The organism is Thermoplasmataceae archaeon, from assembly GCA_038729425.1.
In the GTDB taxonomy this organism is placed as follows: Archaea; Thermoplasmatota; Thermoplasmata; order Thermoplasmatales; family Thermoplasmataceae; genus B-DKE.
In genome coordinates this window covers 1-22,937 of the sequence record JAVYSB010000013.1, presented here as the reverse complement: position 1 = coordinate 22,937, position 22,937 = coordinate 1, and the positions used below count along the sequence as shown (strand labels likewise).

Sequence of the window (22,937 nt, the reverse complement as noted above, 5' to 3'; positions counted from 1 at the left end):
ATCATCAACAATTACTTTTACATCTACTTCTATACCACTAACTAAGTCATTCTCGCCGTCAGGAATATCTGGCGTGGAGTTATACGGAATAATCGGAGCGGTGGTAGCAGTTGCGGTAATCGGATCTGCATTGACAATAATTAGAAAGAGGAGGTAAGACTCTCTTCAAAGATTCTTTCTTTGTATATTATTCGATTAAAGCAATAATCGAACTCGGCCCTCCGCACTAGACTTAGATTTCATCCAATAAAATCTCCTGGACTAATTCAATCGTTTACCGCAGGTGTTCCCCTTATGTTTTACCGATCCGGTATGTAACAATTCCAAAATTCACAACGTATATTTTGGGTTCTATGTCCCGCTCTTTGTTAACATATTTCTTAACGGTTTTCCAACGCTGCCAGAAAATCGAGAGGCATTGAGTATGAGAACTGAACCAATCAGATAAAACGCTGAAGATGTGGAAAAAAGTGCAACATAGCTGTAATGAACTGAACTGCTCAGTAAAAATAAAATCGAACCGTATATCAGCGGAGAAATTGTCGAAGCGCCTGCGAGGGCGAGGTTGAAAAGTGCCATGTATTTCCCAGCCTCTTGTTTTGGTGCCAGGTCGCCTGCCATGGCTGAGGAAACACTGTAAAAAGTACCGTAAGATGACCCTATTAGAGCACCAAGGATAAGAAATACATAGAAGGATCTGAAGAAAGGTATGAGAGCCGTGGGAATTGCCGCAAATGCAGCATCCGCAGCCATAATTCTCCACCTGCCTATCCTGTCAGAGAAATGTCCAAGCGCAACGGTCACAACAGCCGATATCGCAAGTACCACAATTCCAGCTACGGCTACGTATATCTGTGGGTTTGTTACGTTCAATACTTGCTTGAAAAAATAGAGTTCAAAGTAAGTCAGTCCGGTAACTCCCATAAACACCATGAAGGACCCCGCGGTCAGTCTCTGAAAGGAACGTAGGTCCTTGGGCATGTGCATCAGACCGCTAATATGTATGTGGTGCTCCCGCATTGGGCTTATCTTACCGTAAATCAGGGTAATGATCGCGCCGGTTCCAGTTATAATTAATCCCGCAGCTATGGAATACATCGCTACCGTCTGTGAATAATAAGTCATGAGAAACCCCGTTATTCCAAATCCCAGAGCAGATCCAGTGAACGTGAATAACCCGTTGAAACCGGCTGAAATTCCTCGCTGGTCAGCGCTAACCGTCTCCGCCACTACTGGTTGAACAGATCCTATTGCGATGTTGGAAAAAACCTGCAGAAAAATGTAACCAACAACAATTACCAGGAGAGATGACACAAAAAGGCCTTCAAGCAATACCGTCACAGTGGCAAGGGCCACGCCGATGGCGATGAATGGAGCACGCCTGGAACCCAGGATGCGTATACGATCGCTAAGATAACCTGAGAGAAGATTTCCTAATATCCCTGATCCGGCGCCAACAGCGGCGACTATGCCGAGGATCAGCCCCATTCTATATTCTGGGACCAGGTTTCCAATCTGTGTGGGAAGTATGAGGCTCTCGAATGATATCCATAGATAATTCACTCCGAGGTAAAGGGAATTAAACCCTAGAAGAAAAACCATAGGAAGCTTGGGGACGCGTTCCATTCAATATGGCATGCCGCGTGAACCTTAAATCTTCCCTCAGTTTTGCTGCCGTTGCACCGCATCCTTTCTTGGAACCAGAAACAGAAAAATCATGCTGATGAAGTAGAAAGATGCTGCGAGTTCGAACAAATATGTAAAACCGGTCGTGTAATTAGTGCCAAAGTAATTGAGGACGTACCCGTAAAACAGCGGTGAAAATGCAGAAGACCCGCCAATGGCTATGTTAAAATATGCCATATATTTTCCTGCGTCTTCAGCTGGGGATAGATCGCTAGCGAGCGCCTTGGATACGCTGAAATAGGTCCCATACCCAAGGGCTATGAACGTACCAAGAATTATAAAATCGTCCAGGTGCGGGAAGAAAGGTATTAGGGCGGTAGCAACCCCACCCATCAGTGTGCCCACAAGAAGCACCTTCCATCTCCCATACTTGTCGGAGATATATCCAAAGGCTGCAGTGCCTACTGCGGAGAACACTAGCACAAAAATGCCTGATATAGCTACCAGAGCAGCCGGATTACTGGACTTTAGAACATCCTGAAAATAATAGAGCTCAAAAAAACTCAGCCCAGTCACCCCGAGAAATACTAGGAAAGCTGCTCCTACAAGCCAAAAAAAACCTGGAGATTTGCCTCCGGGGTTGAATATCTCAAGAAATGACTTGAATGGCCCAAGTCTACCTGTTCCGGCTGGAACATCATCGTTCTTTATTGTAACTGCTGTCACCAGAGCGGTTACAAGAAGCGTTGCAGCCATGATCAGAAGGGCCGGGATATCAAAATTTATGGAAATAAGGTACCCGGTAAGTCCCAGCCCCAGGGCATTACCTAGAAGGGTGAATACGCCGTTTACACCTGCAGCGATCCCCCGCTGATCCTCCACTATGAGATCCCGAAAGAGTGGCTGATATGCACCCGAAGATATGTTCGATCCGGTCTGTATGAAAATGTATCCAAGAAGGATGCCTATCAGGAAATTATCCAGAATGATATCAAGGACAACGCTGATCACAGCAAAGATCGATCCAAGTACGATATATGGTCCCCTCTTTCCCCAAAGGATGCTGTGGTTGTCACTCAGTACTCCGAAAAATAGGCTCACTACCACCCCTACCGAAATTCCAACGAAGGCAATTATGCCTAAGATCATGCTTGTGGAAGAATTTCCGTAGAGATTTTCCAACTGAATCGGAAGCACGAGGCTCTCAAAAGATATCCACAGGTAATTTGTGCCCATGTGCACCGAATTGAGAGCAAAAAGATATCTCTGGGATCTTCGACTATACAACTTTATCAAGATTATTCAGTGCTTAATAATGGTGGTGCAAAATTTTGAGCATGGGCAGAATTCATCAACGGCATGGGAAATGTACACAATCCTCGGTTACTGTCGCAGATCAGAATTTTAATCGTTATAGCCAGACATTGCCTTTCACCAGTTTTTTAAAGCGATTTCAGTCATTCAGAAGTCCAGTGAAAGGGATCTTGAGGACGAACTGATAGTTACGTCGGCTGAACATTATTATAAAGTTCGACTGGATATATTGCCTGATCATTCATGAAAATCAGGAATCTTGGAAGAACTGGGCTGAAAGTGACCAGGCTATGCCTTGGAACCATGACGTTTGGAAATCAGGCAGACAAGAAAACATCTTTCGAAATACTTGACAAGGCGTTTAACGCTGGAATAAATTTCATTGACACCGCCGACGCTTATCCCATAGGAAAGGGATATGAGGCCGCAGGAGTAACTGAATCAATAATAGGCGAATGGATAAAAGGGAAGAGAGACGATTTGGTTATTGCGTCTAAATGTTTCATGCCCACTGGTCCTGGGCCAAACGATAGCGGGATGAGCAGAAAGCACATAATGAACGCCATCGACAAAAGCCTGAAGCGCCTGGGTACGGACTATCTCGATCTGTACCAGATCCACAATTTCGATCCAGTTTCGCCAATTGAAGAAATGATGAGCACATTTGATGACCTTGTGGATATGGGGAAAATACATTATGTCGGGGTGTCAAACTGGCGGGCATGGCAGGTAGCCAAGGCCAACGGCATCGCTGAGAGAAGAAACTATTCGCGTGTTGTGAGTGTACAACCCCGTTACAATCTGCTGTTCAGAATGATAGAGGAAGATCTCGTACCAATGTCAATCGATGAGGGGGTAGGTATCATTACATTTAACCCTCTGGCAGGTGGAATTCTGACTGGCAGATACAGGGCAGGATCCCTGCCGGAACAAGGTACACGCTTCACACTTGGAAACAATTCTGGGGCCCTTTACCAGGAACGATACTGGCAGAAGGCCACATTCGAGGCTGTTGACAGATATATATCATGGTGCAGTGAACAGAATCTAGATCCGGTTAGCACCGCTGTGCACTGGGTAATTCAGCAACCAGGAATCACATCAGCCATCATTGGAGCAAGCCGTGCAGACCAACTTGAAAGCAGTTTGCGTGCAGACGAAACTCCAGATCTTAACGGAGATCAGCTGAAGTGGCTTGATGCGTTGTGGTTTTCTCTTCCGCGAAGAAGGGAGATACGGTAGATTAGCCTTTGAAAAGTAAGGCTTTTCGATTAATGGCATCAAATACAGTGGATACCAAGGCTCCATGATTTAATCACTTGAGCCGCAGAGTACCCCCAGACGGGCTACCGGGTTGCTTGAATCTGTGTAGGAGTGAGTAAAGGGCAAGCGATGATCTGCCCTTCCGCTCCGGCTCCTTAAGCTTCATGAAGAGCAGTGACGACAAGAATCTACCTACAAAGACAATGAGATAGGAAAAAATGAGAGCTAGGCGGAGAGGGAAATGACCAAGCATCAAGTCCAGGAGATAACCCCCCGAAAGAGCTCCAAACAAATAAATTATGCCATTAAACCCATTGATAATAGATATGTATTCTGCTCTGTGACCTTCCGGGACAACGTCGAGTAGGTAGGAATTCATTACGATGTTCTGTATCGATCCCAATATCCCGCTGTAAATCTCAAGAAAGATAAATTCTGCAAAATTTCCAAAGAATGCATAGAACAGCGGGATTGCACTGAGCATTACCCGGTTTGCGAAAATTAAAGGAGGCCTGTTAACGCGATCTGTAATGCGACCTAGAAGAAATTGAACCAGAATGGTTACAGAAAGCGATGAAACTGTGAGGATAGCAACTGCCGTAAGGCTGAAATTCATCACCAGCACTATGGTAATAGGGAACATTGGCCACGCCATAGACCAGAAGAAGCCCTGCACGTTCATCGCCATGAAATATTTATAGAAAAGAGGCGTTTTTTTAAGATTCCGCAACGTTTCCAAAATCCTGCCGGAGACCACGTGCCTATGTTCCGGTTCATTCAGCATTGACATTAGGACTCCTGAAATCACGTAACAGGCGGCCGAAGTGGAAAACGGTATGAATATGTCACTGGTTACTTCGCCGCTGAAAAAGAAGGTCATGATGACAAGAGAAGTGATGGTTCCGATGGAACTCAGGATGTTAATGACCGAAAGGAACCTTCCTCTTGTAGAACTATCAGTCTGATCTGCAATAAGAGAGTACCAGTTTACCGTAATGAGAGACCCGAAAAGAGAAACGGCAGCGTATACGATAACCAACTGGACCGGTGTCCTTATGGTACCCATCATATACCATAGCACGGCTAGGACGACGCTGCCGGCCACCAGAAAAGGTTTTCTCCTGCCAACGCTGTCACTCAATCTTCCCCAGATAAGTTGCCCCCCATTGGAGAGAGCGTTGGAAAGTGACTGGAGCCACCCCATTTCTATGGCTGTAGCCCCTATATATACACCGTAAACCCCTACAAAGGCACTAGCAGCACTTGCGCCAATTGCCACCACTAATGATCTTATTGCAATCAGCGTTTTGTTGAGCATTCCAGTCCCTTTAAATGATTCCGAGGAATGGCACTGTTTATTATAATCTTATTGAATGAGATTACTGCGAAATCGGTAATTCTAAGGAGTTGGGCCATCAAAAGTGGATCTGTAATGATTACCCTGTTCAACTTAATGCCGGTCATTTAACATGTAAGTTTTCAGCTTTTGTTTTTACGGGAGACAGCTAGATTTACTCCCTCCTTCCTGAGCCCTTCAAAGATATAATTAAACCAGCGTTCGTCCCTTCCTAATTCCTCAGGCGGAAAGAACCCTTTGATACCTGAATCTTCAATGAGCAGCTTTGCTGCCAGTGCTGCTGTGTGCCCGGTAAGTTTTGCCATCGAGGTCAAATTGTCATCACCGTAGTCTCTAAGTTCTATTTTATGCATGTCACTGTCCAGAGAAATGACGTCAAGTATTGATACATCGTGCTTATCGGCGAAACCTGAGAAGATATTCTCTGTGATAGATCTGGGCGAAGGTTTTCCGTGCTGATCAAAAAATCCCATGTCTTTGAGGAACTTCATCCTGTCCAGATGACCCATATACCTGAGCGTGACTTCAAAGAGGTCTTCTGCTGGAGTAGTTCTGAGAAGTGTGCGCAATCCATCAGAGTAAAAACCCTCAAGGTGTGGGAATGCATTTGGTGTATATTCAAACTTCTTGCCTAGTGGATCTTTACTGACCACTTTGCCCTTCTCTACAATTTTCGCGGGTCTTGTATATTCATCTATGAAACCTTCGACGCTCCACGTAATGCTGTGTAAAAAGGGTTCCCGTGGCTCCACGGGAAGCCCCCCCACGTATATACCTATTTTCTTAGAACTATACTTGCTGGAAAGATATCCAACCATCATGTTTGAAAGGCCCGGCGCAAATCCACAGTCTGGAATGTAAACTGAATCCTTTCCGACACTGGATTCAAAGAAGAAAGGGTCATCGTCATAAAATGACACGTCGATGACACGTTTCCCTGCGTGAAGCAGTGAGGAAACTGTCTCCTTTGCCACACTCCCCGGCAGTGCTACAACAAAAATTTCACTCTTCTTCAGAAATTCAGGGTTTGTGCCGACCGTACCCTTCATCTTTTCTGTCGAGAATGATCTTGAGAGTGCCACTGAATCACGATCCATAAGAATACAGGACCCACTGTTTGAAAGATATCTGGATATTTCTCCCCCTATGTGTCCGGCGCCTATTACTGCAAAATCATACATGAGGGAGTGAGGGAGAGATGTGTTAAGTATTTCTCGCCTAACAGGTTGATTTTCTCCGCTATGGAAACTTTAACCCTGAACTGCCCACAATACTTCTTCTTTTTTATATGATATCTTCATTATTTCTTGAGACCCTATGAGTTGATGATCTTCTTAGATTGCTGAGAAAATTAGAAGTCTAATTGAGTGCTAGCTGTATCGCAAAGTGTATAATAGTTATTACCCCGCATAATTCGGTGCTTAGTTTAAGTAAAAAAAGCCGATATTAATTGGTAGTGGGAATATGCTGGAGATTCGTTTTCATGGCAGAGGTGGTCAGGGAGCTGTTACAGCCTCGCGGATTCTTGCCCTAGCAGCCTTCAGAGAGGGTAAGTACGTCATATCTTTCCCGTTTTTTGGAACTGAGAGGAGAGGTGCCCCAGTAACATCGTTCACAAGAATAGACGATGACGAGATACGCATCAAGACACAGATATACGATCCTGATGTCGTGGTGGTGCTTGATACCACCATAATGAACACAACGAACGTGATCTCCGGTATCAAAGACGGCGGAACGGTCGTAATAAACTCACCCAATCCTCCAAAGGATTTTGATCTTCCATATAAGGTGGCAACAGTTAACGCCACTGGGATCGCGATCAAGTATGGCCTGGGTAGCAGGGCGAACCCAATAGTGAACACGGCCATTCTCGGAGCCTTTGCCAGGGCCACAGGTGCAGTTTCATTGGACAGTGTACTTGGGGCAATTAGAGAGGCTTCTCCAGGAGATAGAGAGAAGAATGCATCCGCTGTGGAAGATGCTTACAGTTCGACACAGGTGGCGATCTGAATGGTCTTGATGCCCATAGCCGAGACGCCTTCAAGAAACCACAAGACGGACTCATGGAGGGTTCAGACACCTGTTGTCGACTATTCCAAATGCATTAGGTGCATGATATGCTGGAAATTCTGTCCAGATGATGCCATTGAAATTTCAAAAACAGGTGAACTTGCCAGTCCCAATTTCAGGATCTCGAAGATGGAAGTGCCTGTGATCAACCTTGACTTCTGCAAGGGATGTGGCATCTGTGCATACGAGTGCCCAGAGAAGTGCATAGACATGACACTTACCGGGGGTGTGACACTTTGAAATCTGTTACAGAACAGAGGCTACTCGTCACTGGTAACGAGGCGGCAGCAATTGGTGTTAAACTCTCAAATGTTAGGTTTATATCTGCATATCCCATAACTCCGCAGACCACAATTGTTGAAAAACTCGCTGAAATGGTCTCCAAGGGCGAGCTTAAGTCAAGGTACGTGGAAGTTGAAAGCGAGCACAGCGCCATGGCAGCTGTGTACACTGCTGCACTTGCCGGATCCAGATCTTACACAGCTACGAGTTCACACGGTCTACTTTATATGCATGAGATGCTGCACTGGACTGCAGGTATGCGGGTCCCCCTGGTAACAAGCGTGGTAAACAGGGCAATAGGCCCGCCTTGGAATGTATGGGCAGATCAATCAGACAGTATGAACCAGAAAGATACTGGCTGGCTGCAGGTTTATTGCGAGTCAAATCAGGAGACCCTGGATACGATCATAGCCGGTTATAAAATAGCGGAAAACCGGGATGTCATGCTTCCTCTTATGAGCATGGAAGATGCGTTTGTACTTTCCCACACATCTGAGCCAGTAACTGTACCGAATCAGAGCATGGTGGATGAATTCCTCCCAGAATACAAGCCGGAATTCGTGGTGGACGTGAATAATCCCAGAGGATACGGCTCGTATGCCACGCCTGAAGGACCATTCATGGAGCTAAAATACGACATGGTTTCCTCCATGGAACGTGCAAAGAGTGTCATTAGAGACACACTCAGAGAATACTCAGACACATTCGGAAGAGAATACTCTGGGCTTACGGAGAATTACATGATGGATGACGCGGACTATGCCTTCATTACAAGTGGTACTTTGGCTTCCACCGCGAAATACGTAGTCAATAAATTAAGAAAAGAAGGGAAGAAAGTTGGGCTGATCAGAATCAAGTTTTTCAGGCCATTCCCGCAGGAGGAAATTCGGGAAGCGTTGAAACATGTCAATGCCGCCGGTGTTATAGATAGGTCAGTGTCATTTTCTGCCGGCGGAAGCTTATACAGTGATGTGATTGCTTCGATCTACCGGAAACTTGACGTACCTGTCTCCGGCTTTGTGGCTGGTATTGGTGGGAGAGATGTCAGGATATCAGATTTCGAACATATGTTCTCTCTCGTCCAGGATGGTACCGAAGGAATGCAGTGGATTGGCCTCAAGGAGGTTGATTAAATGCCGCTCTCTATACCCGCAACGGAATTGATGGAACCGGGTCATACCGCATGTCATGGCTGCGGTGCGACTCTCACCATGAGGTATGTCCTCAAGGCACTTGGAAAGAACACGGTAATGTCTGTGCCTGCCTCGTGCTGGGCCGTAATTCCAGGGGAACTGCCCTACAGAACACTGGATGTACCAATGATCTACACACCCTTCGCTGCAACCGGAGCCTCTATAACCGGGATAAGGGAATCACTTGATCTCCAGGGTAAACAGGACTACAACGTTGTAGGCTTTGCCGGCGACGGAGGTACCGCAGACATCGGACTTCAGTCGCTCAGCGGGGCAATGGAAAGAGGGCATAATGTCTTCTATATAATGTACGATAATGAGGGCTACATGAACACCGGCGTGCAGCGATCTGCGAGCACTCCTGCCGGAGCTTACACCACAACCACTCCTGTCGGCCCCATGAGAAATTACAAAAAGCAGCCAAAAAAAGTTGTGGCTGACCTTATGATAGCACAGGGTGTTCCATATGTTGCTACTGCTACTGTAGCATATCCTGAAGATCTCATAAGGAAATTGAAAACCGCCACCGAAATAGTCGGGCCCAAATTCATACAGATATTGGCTCCATGCCCAACAGGTTGGTATTTCCCTCCTGAAGAGACGGTTGAGATATCCCGGCTCGCGGTTAAATCGAAGATGTTTCCTCTCTTTGAGAGTATCAAAGGCAAGTTCAAGCTGTTCAGGCCCGGAAGCCCTGTGCCGGTAAGTGAATATCTCAAAAAGCAGGACAGGTTCAAACACCTAAATGAGGCTGAGATAGAGACCATTCAGAAGAGCGTTGACGAACGCTGGAACGAACTTGTATCAAGGGAAAAGACAGTTTAGAAAAAATTTGAGAATGCCTGCACCCGCTATCTCAGCACATGCAGGTATAAAATTTCCGATTTTGTCGTTTAGAGTACTTTTTGAGTTTCAACTACTCTGTGCTTTGTGGGAGGGTTAACTTGGGAAAGGAGCCCTGAGAGTGCCTCTGCGCTCGGAGCTTCCCATCTGCAGATTGCCCTTGGAGAACCTGCTATTACGTCTACAGACTTGAGGGAGAAACCTTTTGGAAGCTTTCCGTTCTTCGACATTTCCACGATGCTACCTACAACCTTGAAAACCTTCTCGCCATCCTTTGCATTCCATTCATGTTCTACTATTACTGTTGACATATTTACCAGATGCTTATTGAGGCAAAGACCATATATGTGATGCCGTTCTGGAATGGTATCATGGAGGAAATAGAGTTTAAGCTTCGAAACAAGACTGTGTTCTCTGAAATCTCTAGAGAATTCCCAGATATGACAATACTAAGATGGTGCAGTTCTGTAATAGACTACGTGGAAGTGTACGGGGATCCTCAGCGTTCCACAGAGGTTAAAACCAGGCTTATGAGTGCCACAAAGGATCTCAAGAGCCAAATAGTCAGTGCGGAGATCCGCGATCAGACTGTTTCTGCGGCCATCTCCTGCAGATGTACTGTGGAGAATTCCACCATAAGGCTGGCAGAAAAGATGAACCTGCTGTGGGTTGCGCCGGCAAAGTATTCAGACGGATACGAGATGATAAGGCTCATATCATTTTCACCAGAGGATACCATGAAATTTTACACTGCTGCTTCAAGAATCGGTGATGTGGAAATACAGAAGAAGACCACCATAGAGCCGGATTCACTGAGGAGAATGTACACCATATCGCTGAATGAAGTATTCACAGGATTTTCGACAAAGCAGCTCATATTTTTGCGAGATGCTGTTTCTATGGGCTTGTTTTCAACCCCGAGGAAGATCATGGTAGAAGACCTTGCTAGATCAAAGGGCGTGTCCAAGTCGACTATGCAGGAACACCTTAACAAGGCAAAAAACAAGCTCATGAAATCCTTGGAACCTTATATCAACCTGTTCCTTGATTCCAATACATCTGAAAACTAAAATTGCTTGTTTGGGTTCTCATTCCGCGGAGCCGGTTCTCCAATTAAATTGCCGACAGTTTGTTACATCTCAAAGCGAAAAATGGCGTGAATTGTATATTTCATCTGGTAAACCTTCACATGGTCGTGTGAACCGTCCCCTAACCGACATACGTTATTGGAAAGGATCTACTGAATGTGCCCAAAAAAAACGTCAATGGTCTCCACAGTACCCGGTATGAAGACAGGCATGTTCTACGCTCTGCTGCAAACTCACCTTAAAACATTTTGCACCGTCAATGGAAAGATCACGGGTTTTCTCATTTCTTTTCTAATACAATAGGTTTATTATAATAAAGAAAGTATATATCTATGGCAACATTTGTGCTTGTTCCGGGAGCATGGCTTGGTTCCTGGGTGTGGAAAAAGATAACACCATTGATGGTTAAGGATGGACATAAAGTTTTTCCCGTAACACTGACTGGCATGGGGGAGAGGGTTCACCTTGCCCGGAAGGAGTATGGAATAGACATTGCAATACAGGATGTCGTCAACACACTGGAATATGAAGAACTCCGGGATGTGATACTCGTAGGTCACAGCTTTGCGGGGAAGGTTATCTCTGCGGTCTATGACAGAGCTCCTGATCGAATCAGTATGCTAATCTATCTTGATGCTTCCATCCCGAAGAAAACTAGAAAACCTCAGGGAGGAAAAGAGAGCATGCAGGCAGACGAGCTGAATTTGATGACAAAACTCGCAAATGAACAGGGAGAAGGTTGGAAGATACCACTGGATGAGGAATTCAGGTCCATTTGTTTTGATATTAAAGGACCGGACAGGGAATGGTTTGACTCCAAGATTACACCATGGCCTGCTAAACTTGCATTCGATTCAATCACTCTGAGCGAAAAGTATGACTCAGTGAAAAAAGCCTACATATTCTGCATTCGGCCGGGAGAAAAATTTAGCGAAGAGGACATGAAATACATCGATTCTCTTGATGGGCAGCACAGGATAATAGAGACCGATCATTATCCTATGATAAACAAGCCTGACCAGCTGATGAAAGCACTCGAAGAGTTGATCTTATGAAGTATACATAATTCAGACTCTCTTTGGCGGGAATAATATTGTAAAAATGAGAGGAGGAATTACTGGTATAATCCGGTTTCCTCTATTTTCTTTCTGTGCTCAACGACGTTCTTTCCAACACTGTCGGAAAGGCCCTTATAGAACTTTATTACTTCGTCGTCCACGGATGGCCTTATGGCCTTTAGGGCGTCAGAAAAGTTCTTTTCGTTAACCTCTGTGGCATCGGGGCTCTGCCTGTATGCCATCATTCCCGCCTCCCTGCACAGGTTCTCGAGATCTGCTCCAACGTAACCTTCGGTTTTTTCCGCGATCTTCTTGAGGTCAACATCTTTTGTAAGTGGCATATTCCTAGTATGTACCAGCAAGATGTTATACCTGCTCTCCTTGTCGGGTGGAGGTATGTAGATGAGTTTATCGAACCTGCCTGCCCTCAGAAGTGCGTTATCAATAATGTCAGGCCTGTTCGTGGCAGCTATTACAACCACACCCTGCAGGACTTCGATCCCATCCAGTGAGGTAAGTAGCTGATTCACAATTCTCTCTGTCACGCCTGAGTCCCCGTAGCTTCCCCTGCTTGGGGCGATGGAGTCTATTTCGTCAAGAAAAACGATTGTTGGTGCGACCTGTTTTGCCTTCTTAAATATTTCTCTAACTGCTTTCTCGCTCTCGCCCACCCATTTGCTTAACACTTCAGGTCCCTTTACCGAGATGAAGTTGGCATTGCTTTCGCTGGCCACTGCCTTTGCAAGCAAAGTTTTCCCTACTCCAGGTGGGCCATAGAGCAGGAATCCCTTTGATGCTCTTACACCCAGTCTCTTGAATATTTCCGGTTTAAGGAGAGGTAATTCAACGGCTTCTCTCAGTTCAGACTTCACAGATTCAAGGCCGCCTATATCAGTCCACTTAACATTCGGTATTTCGATTGTCACCTCACGAAGACTGCTTGGCTCGATGCCCTTGAGAGCCTCCATGAAATCATCCTCGGTAACGGACATCTTCTCCAGTATTTCCATGGGAATGGGTTTATCCAGGTCAATTTCTGGCAGATAGCGACGAAGCGCGTTCATGGCACTCTCTCTTGCGAGTGCGGCTAGGTCGGCTCCAACGAATCCGTATGTCAGATTGGCAATTTCACTCAAGAACTGTGTTTTTTTCTCGTCGTCCATTCCCAGAGGCATCCCCCTTGTATGTATTGAAAGTATTTCTTGCCTGCCCTTTTTGTCCGGCACGCCTATGTTGATTTCTCTGTCAAATCTTCCTGGTCTTCTCAGTGCCGGATCAACTGCGTCCAGCCTGTTTGTGGCGCCAATAACTATAACATGCCCTCTTTCCTTGAGTCCGTCCATCAGGGTCAGCAATTGGGCAACGACTCTCCTCTCCACCTCCCCCTGTACCTCTTCCCTTTTGGGTGCAATGGAATCTATTTCATCAATGAAGATGATAGACGGTTCTGAATCTTCTGCTTTCAGGAAAATCTCCCTGAGTTTCTGTTCACTCTGACCGTAGTATTTGCTCATGATCTCTGGTCCGTTTATGGAGAAGAAATTCGCGCCTGACTCATTGGCAACAGCCCTCGCGATCAGCGTTTTACCCGTTCCGGGTGGGCCGTGCAGGAGGACTCCCTTGGGAGGATGTATGCCCAGACGCTCAAATAGCTCCGGATGCTTGAGCGGGAGTTCTATGATCTCTCTAACCCTGCCGAGCTGGTCAGAAAGTCCCCCAATATCCTCGTAACTTATTCTTGACACATCTTCCAGAACTTCTGAAGCTGGTTCCTCCCTGATCTCGATCTTGGTAGTTTCGCCGACCTCCACAGGGACTTTGCTTGGCATTGTCTTAATTACCTTGAAAAGCAGGCCGGAATGACCGGCAAGTGTGAGACCCGGTACGCTGATGTTATCCGTTTCAATCATGGGTCGGCGCATGAGGGACTTCTGTACGAACTCGTCAATTCCCTCCCCAAATTTAAGCCTTTGATCCTTCCTTATGATAGGTGCCAGGGTGATCTTCTTGGCTTCTTCTGCGTGGACCTTCTTTACCTTCACCTTGTCACCAATTGAAGCTCCGCAGTTATTTCTCATGACACTGTCGATTCGGACCATTCCCCGGTTCTCGTCTTCCGGTCTGGCCCTGTATACACGCCCGACAGTTTTTTTTGCCTTTTCAATCTCAACAACGTCGCCAATCTCGGTTCCTAAAGCGATCCTAGAGTCTTCATCAAGCCTGACCCTAGACATGCCGGGATCAGTTGAATTCGCTTCGGCGACTCTGAGCACTATACCGTCACCATGCTGCATGTTCCCCATATTTGCAAGAACCTATTTAAGAATAATGGGCAACATAACCGCATACCTGATTACAAGTTCAAACGTAATTCGCAATATATTTTAATCTGCTCATGTCATCACCGTGCGTGGAAAATTCCAGTTACGATGTTATTGTTGTTGGTGCCGGTATAGTCGGTCTGAGCACGGCATACCACATTAAGCGTCAAGGTGGAAATCTGAGGATACTTGTAATGGATAAGGCTCCGACCTTTGCACAGGGAAACACGGGAAAGAGTGCCGCCGGTTTTCGGGACCTCTTTTCGTCCGAAACAAATTTCAAGCTTTCCTCCAGCACCATAGACTTTTACCGGCATGTCCAAGCTGAGATGGGTTATGATTTGGGCATGAATTTCTCGGGGTACCTTTTTCTTATGAGCGAAGAGAAGGCTAAATCGGGAATTGTTGAGGAATTCTCGAAAATAACCAGGATCAGGGTACTGGATAAGGATGAGTTGTCTGGGATTCCTAACCTCAAGCTGGTCCCATCCAAGGATGAAAAAGACATGATGGGTCTTGAGAATGCAGAGACTGGGGTTCTAGGTCTCAACTGTGGCATTATCGAGCCTGATCTTGTTGCGAGATTTTATTTTGAGGAATGCAGGAAGATGGGAGTTGAATTTTCATTCAGTACCAAAGTAGAAAAAATCCTGCTTGAACCCGTCAACCCACTGAACTTCCCGGGAGAACCATTTTACTGGCAGAAGAAGAAGATCACAGCTGTCGACACAAGCATAGGAACCTTCCGCGCCGATACATTTATCATCGCAACAGATGTATGGACCACCCAGCTTCTCGACCCGCTGGGGATAGATAGTCATGTTCGTCCCAAGAAGAGGCAGATCTTCACCCTTGGTGGAAAAGAAGTGGAGGACATGGTTCTTCACTCATCCATAAATTCAGATGGTATTATGCCGTTCACTATCCTTCCATCGCATGGCGTATACCTGAGGCCTGCTCCGAAGGAGAGATCATTGTGGATAGGACTTGCCGATGATCTGGGCAGAGACTTCTCTTTTACGGAAGATCCCCAGCCCGAACCAGATTTTTACAGTTACAACATGGCCCAGGTACTTGCAGCTTACCTTCCTGTGGTATCAACGTCAAGGACCACTTCAAGCTGGGCTGGATATTACTCCTATAGTACCACTGACATGAACCCCTATATCTTCAGGGAACTAAACCTTGTAGTTAGCACTGGCACAAGTGGAAGCGGTATACTGAAAGGGGATGCCATAGGACGTTATACCGCTGCTGTCTTCTTCGGTTCTGACAGGGTCAAGCTTTACGGGGGAAAGGATATCTCAAGCCAGATACTTGGTGTAGAAAGGAGAAACGTGGAGAGAGAGAAATTTATACTCTGATATCTCAGTCCTTGATTGAGCTAAAATAATCAATTGCTGTCCTGTACCTGTTTTCCGGGATACTGGAAGGGGTTGAGGAGGTAATCTCGCCCATTACAACCTCAATTCCAGAATAGTCGCTGAACTCTTCTATGATCTTCCTGTCACCACTCATCAGGATTATCGTAGGCCCTGTATCTGTGGTGAAATATAATCCATCATTCCTCTTCCTGAATTCAAGAATCTTAGCTATTATCTCCAGGGAAGAAGAATCCTGTATGATCGATCCTGCAGACATCAGTACTGCGTTGATCCTGTAAAAATCTTCTTCAGCTATCCTCATAATATCTTCAGGTAACTTTCGATCCATAGCGATGCTTTGGCAGGATGGGAACTTTCCGTGAGCCCACCTGTCGTAGAATATTGATTTTAAAGCCGCCAGATGCGCATCTTCCGTTCTGACCCTGGAGCGCGCGGGTACAGCAGCGATCGCGATCTCCCTCCTGAAATCGGCCAGCTTGAAGCCGAATGACATTTTCTCCCTGATCGACGGATATGACAACCACATTGACAGCCCACCCGCGACAGACCTCGTACCTGAGCCTGACACCAGCCTCGCGATCCTGCTGGTGAAAACAGCGTCTTTTGATGCATCTGTGCCGAATACATTTGACACAAGCGATCGTGCCACGGCTGCAGCTATTGACGCTGATTCGCCAATTCCCTTTGCCTCTTTGTATTTCCGATCCCTCTGGATAAAGAACCTAAAAGAACCAGTTATTCCAAAAAGTGATTTGAAGTAATTCAGAGCCTTTTCTGCTCTCTTCGAATATTTATCTTCCACCTGCCCGTCAAGGACAACGTGATCCCTGCCACCTTCCCTCAGGCCCTGGCAGAAGGCATGTGTCTGCATGAAATTGGTTGTTATGGAAATAGAGGGAAAGTTGGCAATATTCATCACGCTATCCGCGTATCCTAGGAACTTCTCCACGCCTGTTATGGGAAATCCATGCCCGTAGGTAACCCTGCCCGGGTCCTGGTCAAGGTTGTATTCCTCAATTTCCGGTATGAGGCCGGCCCGTTCCATGGTCATGTGAAGGGATTCCCCCAGTTCAGTGAGGCTTGCCATTTATCCTCTTGACCTCCTCTCCTATATACTTCTTTACATTCTTTACTGTCATATTGTAGTCACTGTTTTCAAATACCCTAATTCCGTATTTCTGCGACTCTTCAATGGAATAACGCATCATGTATCTGTATGTCTCCAACTGATCCGCTAGACGATCTCCGGGTGAGTTGGCATGGGTAAAATTGACCCTGTCTCTCAGCCGCTGTGCATGAAGGAATATGTCCTCTATATAAAGGTACATAGGCACGATTTGCTTCAGCAGCTCTGTACCAAGCTGGGATGGGACAAAGTGCAGTACCTCAATGATCAGATTTTCGCCGTTTGCAAGAGCCCTGTGGATAATTGCATTGAGACCTGAATTCATTACGCCTGACTGCGCAAGGAAACCCGAGACTATGTTTTCGGGATTTTTTTCCCCAAAGTACTGCCAGGCCTCATAAATGCTCTTTTCCATCACTTTGAACTTTTCAAAATCTCCAAATGGCCTTATGAATTCCCGCAAATAATCTCCTGAAAGGACTATGTCAATGCCAAATTCCCTGGCGATTTCTCCCGCTATGCTTGTCTTCCCGACACCAGGTATACCACCTATGAGCACTATTATTGGTTGTTTCATCGCCTTTCACCAATCCCCCCAGATCTTAATTAAGTCTCTGGTATCAATAATCTCTACGACCTGTGACATCAGGTCTAGAGCTTGAAAGTACGTTCTTTCCGAGAAAGTAGATGTAGCATCCGACACAACAACCGGAAACATACCGTTTGAGATGGCCCCCAAGGAACTCATATGCACTTCAATTTCCGTCTGAAACCCCATCAGATAAATGGCTTTCCTGCTTGTTTCGAAAAGATATTCCTTGAATTTGTCGTCGTTAAAAATATTCTCTGAATTTACTGGTAAAACCATTTCTTTTCTCGGCATATATTTATCGTACTCCAGGCGGAACCTATCATCGAAAGAGGATTTCGGTGGGAGACCTCTCATCCTGATTTTCAGTTTCTCGTCCAGGTATCGTCGCAAATCTGATTCATCCTCCACGCTCTTGACGGGGTAAAGAACTGGTATGTGTAGTTTATTGGCTGCTTTAGCCATATAATTAATGGCCGTGACATATTCCATTTTGCTGAATATCATATCAAATTGCTCGGGAACATAATTGATTAAGACAAAAACAATATTGTCGGGGTCATTGAGCGAATACCGCTCAAACCGGTCAATGTGATCCATTTTGTTCTCTATTTGCCATCCGTATTTGAAACCTTTTAGCCATGACCTTGCGAAAAAGTTTCGTCACAGACAAATGGACCCCAAATGAGCGAAAATTTGGCTCTGGAACAGATGATGGTTACTCTGTAACTGCCAGGGATTCTCTTTTGAGGTTGTCGATGATCTGAGAGTGGGGTGAGAATTACTCACCGGAGTAGGTCCTCAAGGGGATTGCTCATCTCCCTTATCTCATGGACTTTAATTTTTGCAGCTGCAAGTTTCTGAATAACGCTGGTAACGTCATCGGGTGAGGAAAGTTCCAAGATATAATACCTTCCCTCAAGTTTAGCATCCGGATACACGTCCGTTAGATTATCAGCTCTAATTCCCACTATGTACTTCCCCATGGGAACCTTATCTATGTCACCAATGTACGCGATGCTTCCATTGTCAATTATGATGACCTGTCTGCCTATCTCTCTTGCTTCGTACAGGTTATGTGAAGAGAACAGCACAATCTTGTCTCTAGAAATATTCAATATATCTTTCCTGACATCACTGGCAACTGTCGGATCAAGATTTGTCGTTGGCTCGTCAAACAGGTAAATGCCGCGGTCCCGAAGAAGGCACTTTGCCAGAGAGACTCTCTTCTTCTGCCCCTGACTTAGGGAATAGTAAGATCTGTTCATCATTTCTCCCAATCCGAGCATTTTAATGGTACGCTCCTTGTCCTCCTCACTGGCGTCCATGAGTTTCGCAAAGAGATCAATGATTTGGCTGACGCCCATGGTCAAGGGTACGCCAGAAAGGTGTGAAAGGTAGACACACTTCTGCCTAGTCTCTGGATGGCTGTATGGGTCCAGGCCATCGATTGTCAGTGTCCCGCTGTACAACCTCAATATGCCGGTTATGGTGCGAAAAAAAGTGGTCTTTCCTGCACCATTTTTACCCAGCACAACGTAAATACCTGGTCGAGTAATGGTAATGTCTATGTCATGCAGCACCTGTTTGCCATAATACCCAGTCGAAAGCCCAGCAGCTTCAATTTCTGTCATGTTAACACCTAAGCCAAAAATCTCTCCCTCACCATTCTGGTGGTGGTGATAAGGAAAATAATTAGGAACAATATTAACGCCCCGACAACATAGAAGCCAAGGATCAGATAAAGTTGGTTGAAATCTACAGGACCGAACAGCCCTCTCTGGGAATAAATGGAGAAAAAGAGAGGGATAACTGCCACAATTACTCCGATTACAGGGGCGAGGCCAGCGGGAGAGTTGACAAACGACATTCTCTTAGTCATTACCTGCGAGGCAAATGCAACGGAAGTGCCAATAAGTACTGCTATTATTGAGATTGGTACAGTGTAGATAAGAAGCTCACTTAGAAATAAAGAGGGGATACCTCCATTAAGAATCGCAAAAGCGACGACTATTTCAGCTATTGCTACGGATATTGTAACTGCAGCGAAAATCACTGCCGTGAGCATTATGGCCCAGAATATGTCTCTTGTGCCATACTTCGTGGATGACAATATGAACTCAAAGAACCCATTATCTTTGTCTTCACCGTAAAGTGCGGGAGCCATCATTGTCCCTATTACAGTGAACACAGGTGAGATATATGGAAGTATGAGCGCGACTAGGTAAAGTGAAGCATCGTTTAGCCCTAGGGAATGAATGAATGCTTTGAAGACCCCAGAACTACCTCCTGTTCTCTCACCGATTACTGTGAATAGTACAAGGAAAAAAAATGGTGCCAGAAGCCCGATTATGAAGAAGGCTTTACCCTCGCTAAGGTATCGTTTAAGGTATATGCGTAACATAAGGTCATCCACAATTTTCACCCGCAATCAATTCAATTTTCTCTGCAAAGCCAGGTCTTTTCACTGGATTCTGTCTTCCTCCGTAACGTTGTAGCGTGATCTCTTCCTGCATGCCGGGCACTTCACAGAAAAGGAGTATGGTCCGTATCTCATGACAATACCTAGCCGGGAAATGCCAACCATAGAATTGTAGTCAAAATCAAACTCATGCCCGCATAATGGACACTTAAGATGATACATAACCATTTCCAATTTTCCTCCATTTCAGAGTCTTGGGTAAGGTATTCCCATTCTGTTCTAGCACATATATTGTCAATATATATATTTAGCGTAAGTTTGCTATTCCTTTAACCGGAAATGCGTGGCTCGGCATCATTCCCCGTAATTTGTGTGATGATAAGTCACCTTTATCATAGATTAGAGCATTAAAAGGCGAAAAATGCCATATAAATTTGTCTTAAATAACTTGACCACTTTTCAGCGTTTGGCATAGGGATTCTGTTGCATGGCTTTTGAGGCGCTTTTTTTAGGGTATTTTTGGCGATAAATGCTGTTATACGGATATTCTTATGCTACTTTCGAAAATCAAGCTTTACTGTGCCGAATGCGTTGTATTTCTCGGTTTAGATTTCAATAAATTTCATCCAACTTGTGTCAACGCTTAATTCCAATTCTGAATTTTATGCCAGAGGGAAGAATAATTAATATTTACTATACCATGCTCATAAAGCAATAGATGTGAGAGAATGGGGAAAGCGCTGTTTGAAATAGGTGAGAATGAGAAACACCGAATTTTGGTAAGTTGGAGTTTAGTCTCAAAACGCATTGCGGTTGAGTTGGATGGGGAAAAGGTGCTAGATAAGTTCCATTTATCACCGGCACCTGAGAAATTCCAGTTAGACGTTGGGAATTCTGAAAAACATCTTGTGGAGATCAGCGCGGGGGGTTTTGCTCCTGTAAAACTAACAGTCGATGGCAAGGAATTCCAGAAATCCTGAACGCGCATCCATAAGACATTCGCGTTTGTTCGGACTCGTTCCCTCCCACTTCGTTTCCAGTATTTTCACATTGTGGGTTTTCCATGTAAACATAGCGTTATTCAGTTGTTGATATAACCTTGATTTCAATGAGAAAACAGTCAATAAATGATGAGGTAAATGGTAATTGCGGTTCTTCTTTTGCCTCAATATCTAATCTCACATTTAAGTGGTACTTATCACCCTGCCATTACAGGTATCGATTCCGAAACCATAGTACAGGCTTCGCCGCGATAAACATAACAGAAACTTGGTTGTCAAATGGGTGGTCCTGGGGTGTTACATGTAAAATAGACAGTAAAGGTTATGGTGCAGGAGGTTGCCCGCAGCCATTCAAGGCCCACATTGAAATGAGAGGATTTCATGATGGTATCTAAGGTGTGTACGCCGGGACCTTCATGAATTTCTGCGTACCTTTATACTCCTTTGTTGGATATTTTTCCCTTTCAGGCTTACTCAATATAGATCTTTAGTTCCACGAAGTGAATATCTCTGAAACTGGGTTACCTTCAAATCTGGAGCGGGGGGTGTCATCACAAACGCCGAACATTCTTGTTGCTGGCCCGGCCCCGGGTCTCTCAAATTTTGTAAATTTTTATCTATTTAGGGAAAAGCAAATTTTAACATTTCGGCGACTGGAAATTACTGCTTCTCCGATACATTTCGAAGTGAAAGATCAGCCGATTTCCTTGAATATTTCATTTCTTAAGGAATATAAAGGCACTTTTTTGTCTACGGACTGCTAAATTTCAACATTGAAGGCATAAACATTACTAACAATCTTACGGATTTAGCCGAACCCCGTCGCATATATGCTTCCAAGCGGAACTTATTTCTTCTGCACTTATTATTATGGCAAGTTCAATGTCAGTACTGGAACCTTAAATTATGGCGACTGGTATAATGCGACCTTTGAAGGGAAACAAATTGCTAATAACTACAGATGGCAATTTACAGTGAACGGCACAGGAGTGAATATAACCGTCCAGTACAACGGTACAACTCAAAATCAAAACCCTGTGAACAATTTGGCTCCGAGTACAAGCAGTCCATTTCTAATAATAGGTCAAGTTATATCTGTTTTGGCAGTAGCCATATTGGTGACTATATACCTCAGAAGAAAGAAGAAGTGAGGTGACACCCTATAACTGTTTTGCCGGATTGTATTTTACCTCTATTGATTATTTTGTACAATTGACCATTTCCTGGTCTACAATCGATGGCTCTGCTTCTTTCTCATTCTTTTTCAACATGACCGACTGCATCGCGGTTTGATCCGGTGCTCACTGTGTTCACCATTAGGAATATCATTAAGCGTTATTGGCAAGCTTTTACGAAACTAGAACAAATTTCTAAAATATCCTGTTCGAGATTTACCACTCGCCTGATATTGAGTATATTAAGATTAAACGTGATATAGTTTCTCTTCTGAGATTTCCAGCATGTGCAATCTAGGAAAGAATATTTTCTGGCCTCTTCTCAAAAATGTAATTTTTTAATATACTCCTGGATTATTTAGGATAGTTCTGCGGAGGTTGTCGAGCTAGGTTAAAGGCGATGGATTTAGGGTCCATTCCCGTAGGGGTCCGCCGGTTCGAATCCGGCCCTCCGCATATTTTCATTATAGACCAAGCAAAGACATCGTCGTATTGTGTACCTTCAAGAAAAAGACGTCATCCTTAAGTACAAGCCGTTGACTGTTTGAATTCCAATCCATATGAAGTGATGGAAACATCTAAGCACCTTTTAAAAACTTTGATTGATCACCCATTAGGTTTGTATCAACAAATCGAATTATTTTCTTAATGGCATTCTCTAAACTGCAGCATTACAATATCTGAATAAAAACTCAAATTGACAACGTTAGAAAATTGGAGTGATAGATCCTGAAGTAAGTAGCTCACCACGCTGTTTTGAATACCTATCACTCTTTTTCGTCTTTATCTTCATTCTTTTTCTTAAAACCTTTAATTATACC

Annotated in this window: 21 protein-coding genes and 1 tRNA gene; 10 read left to right on the top strand and 12 right to left on the bottom strand. The window is 44.9% G+C overall.

Annotated elements, in window-relative coordinates:
* Nucleotides 1-351: 351 nt before the first annotated feature.
* The gene (locus tag QW597_07495) at nucleotides 352-1,626 is read right to left on the bottom strand and encodes an MFS transporter (GenBank protein MEM0156423.1); all 1,275 of its coding nucleotides are present in this window, start codon (nucleotides 1,624-1,626) and stop codon (nucleotides 352-354) included.
* Between the two features lie 36 nt (nucleotides 1,627-1,662).
* Complete coding sequence (locus QW597_07490; GenBank protein ID MEM0156422.1) at nucleotides 1,663-2,862, bottom strand: MFS transporter; 1,200 nt, start codon at nucleotides 2,860-2,862, stop codon at nucleotides 1,663-1,665.
* 321 nt (nucleotides 2,863-3,183) lie between these two features.
* Between QW597_07490 and QW597_07485 the strand changes: the two genes are divergently transcribed.
* Entirely contained in the window at nucleotides 3,184-4,182 is a 999-nt protein-coding gene (locus QW597_07485; GenBank protein ID MEM0156421.1) for an aldo/keto reductase, read from the top strand.
* Between the two features lie 73 nt (nucleotides 4,183-4,255).
* Here the strand turns inward: QW597_07485 and QW597_07480 are convergent, their stop codons facing one another.
* Together QW597_07480 and QW597_07475 are read right to left on the bottom strand one after the other, a co-directional pair.
* A complete protein-coding gene (locus QW597_07480) occupies nucleotides 4,256-5,521 on the bottom strand; it encodes an MFS transporter (GenBank protein ID MEM0156420.1) in 1,266 nt (421 codons plus the stop codon).
* Nucleotides 5,522-5,682: 161 nt separating this feature from the next.
* Entirely contained in the window at nucleotides 5,683-6,741 is a 1,059-nt protein-coding gene (locus QW597_07475) for a saccharopine dehydrogenase C-terminal domain-containing protein (GenBank protein MEM0156419.1), read from the bottom strand.
* A gap of 283 nt (nucleotides 6,742-7,024) precedes the next feature.
* Here QW597_07475 and QW597_07470 point away from each other — a divergent pair, with 283 nt between their 5' ends.
* From QW597_07470 to QW597_07455, 4 genes are read left to right on the top strand one after another with little or no spacing between them, the layout of a single operon-like run.
* A complete protein-coding gene (locus tag QW597_07470) occupies nucleotides 7,025-7,573 on the top strand; it encodes a 2-oxoacid:acceptor oxidoreductase family protein (protein MEM0156418.1) in 549 nt (182 codons plus the stop codon).
* The gene (locus QW597_07465; protein ID MEM0156417.1) at nucleotides 7,574-7,873 is read left to right on the top strand and encodes a 4Fe-4S binding protein; all 300 of its coding nucleotides are present in this window, start codon (nucleotides 7,574-7,576) and stop codon (nucleotides 7,871-7,873) included.
* On the top strand, nucleotides 7,870-9,048 hold the full coding sequence (porA, locus tag QW597_07460; GenBank protein MEM0156416.1) for a pyruvate ferredoxin oxidoreductase: 1,179 nt from the start codon (nucleotides 7,870-7,872) through the stop codon (nucleotides 9,046-9,048). The genes QW597_07465 and porA overlap by 4 nt, the downstream gene beginning before the upstream one ends.
* Complete coding sequence (locus QW597_07455; protein ID MEM0156415.1) at nucleotides 9,049-9,933, top strand: 3-methyl-2-oxobutanoate dehydrogenase subunit beta; 885 nt, start codon at nucleotides 9,049-9,051, stop codon at nucleotides 9,931-9,933.
* 68 nt (nucleotides 9,934-10,001) lie between these two features.
* Here QW597_07455 and QW597_07450 read toward each other — a convergent pair whose 3' ends face one another.
* Complete coding sequence (locus QW597_07450; GenBank protein ID MEM0156414.1) at nucleotides 10,002-10,262, bottom strand: hypothetical protein; 261 nt, start codon at nucleotides 10,260-10,262, stop codon at nucleotides 10,002-10,004.
* 9 nt (nucleotides 10,263-10,271) lie between these two features.
* On the opposite strand from QW597_07450, the gene QW597_07445 reads away from it, so the two are divergent.
* Nucleotides 10,272-11,021, top strand: a complete 750-nt coding sequence (locus tag QW597_07445) for a helix-turn-helix domain-containing protein (protein MEM0156413.1) — start codon at nucleotides 10,272-10,274, stop codon at nucleotides 11,019-11,021.
* Nucleotides 11,022-11,371: 350 nt separating this feature from the next.
* The gene (locus QW597_07440; protein MEM0156412.1) at nucleotides 11,372-12,094 is read left to right on the top strand and encodes an alpha/beta fold hydrolase; all 723 of its coding nucleotides are present in this window, start codon (nucleotides 11,372-11,374) and stop codon (nucleotides 12,092-12,094) included.
* Nucleotides 12,095-12,153: 59 nt separating this feature from the next.
* On the opposite strand, the gene vat is transcribed toward QW597_07440, so the two are convergent.
* On the bottom strand, nucleotides 12,154-14,391 hold the full coding sequence (gene vat / locus QW597_07435; GenBank protein MEM0156411.1) for a VCP-like ATPase: 2,238 nt from the start codon (nucleotides 14,389-14,391) through the stop codon (nucleotides 12,154-12,156).
* Nucleotides 14,392-14,507: 116 nt separating this feature from the next.
* On the opposite strand from vat, the gene QW597_07430 reads away from it, so the two are divergent.
* On the top strand, nucleotides 14,508-15,782 hold the full coding sequence (locus QW597_07430) for an FAD-binding oxidoreductase (GenBank protein ID MEM0156410.1): 1,275 nt from the start codon (nucleotides 14,508-14,510) through the stop codon (nucleotides 15,780-15,782).
* Nucleotides 15,783-15,786: 4 nt separating this feature from the next.
* Here the strand turns inward: QW597_07430 and QW597_07425 are convergent, their stop codons facing one another.
* From QW597_07425 to QW597_07400, 6 genes are all read right to left on the bottom strand, one after another.
* Nucleotides 15,787-16,890: a mevalonate pyrophosphate decarboxylase gene (locus QW597_07425; protein MEM0156409.1), complete on the bottom strand. Its 1,104-nt coding sequence runs from the start codon at nucleotides 16,888-16,890 to the stop codon at nucleotides 15,787-15,789.
* The gene (locus tag QW597_07420) at nucleotides 16,874-17,506 is read right to left on the bottom strand and encodes an AAA family ATPase (GenBank protein ID MEM0156408.1); all 633 of its coding nucleotides are present in this window, start codon (nucleotides 17,504-17,506) and stop codon (nucleotides 16,874-16,876) included. The genes QW597_07425 and QW597_07420 overlap by 17 nt, the downstream gene beginning before the upstream one ends.
* Nucleotides 17,507-17,512: 6 nt before the next feature.
* Nucleotides 17,513-18,118, bottom strand: coding sequence for an isochorismatase family protein (locus QW597_07415; GenBank protein MEM0156407.1), 606 nt, complete (start codon nucleotides 18,116-18,118; stop codon nucleotides 17,513-17,515).
* Between the two features lie 185 nt (nucleotides 18,119-18,303).
* Nucleotides 18,304-19,152 (bottom strand): ABC transporter ATP-binding protein, encoded by an 849-nt coding sequence (locus tag QW597_07410; GenBank protein ID MEM0156406.1) that lies wholly within the window; start codon nucleotides 19,150-19,152, stop codon nucleotides 18,304-18,306.
* Nucleotides 19,153-19,160: 8 nt separating this feature from the next.
* Nucleotides 19,161-19,934: a hypothetical protein gene (locus QW597_07405; GenBank protein MEM0156405.1), complete on the bottom strand. Its 774-nt coding sequence runs from the start codon at nucleotides 19,932-19,934 to the stop codon at nucleotides 19,161-19,163.
* 48 nt (nucleotides 19,935-19,982) lie between these two features.
* Entirely contained in the window at nucleotides 19,983-20,168 is a 186-nt protein-coding gene (locus QW597_07400) for a hypothetical protein (protein ID MEM0156404.1), read from the bottom strand.
* Nucleotides 20,169-20,668: 500 nt separating this feature from the next.
* Here QW597_07400 and QW597_07395 point away from each other — a divergent pair, with 500 nt between their 5' ends.
* Together QW597_07395 and QW597_07390 are read left to right on the top strand one after the other, a co-directional pair.
* Nucleotides 20,669-20,920 carry a hypothetical protein gene (locus QW597_07395; GenBank protein ID MEM0156403.1) on the top strand — a complete coding sequence of 84 codons (252 nt, stop codon included), beginning with the start codon at nucleotides 20,669-20,671 and terminating at the stop codon, nucleotides 20,918-20,920.
* A 1,567-nt stretch (nucleotides 20,921-22,487) separates the two neighbouring features.
* Nucleotides 22,488-22,572: transfer RNA gene (locus QW597_07390), tRNA-Leu, on the top strand.
* The last annotated feature ends 365 nt before the right edge of the window (nucleotides 22,573-22,937 follow it).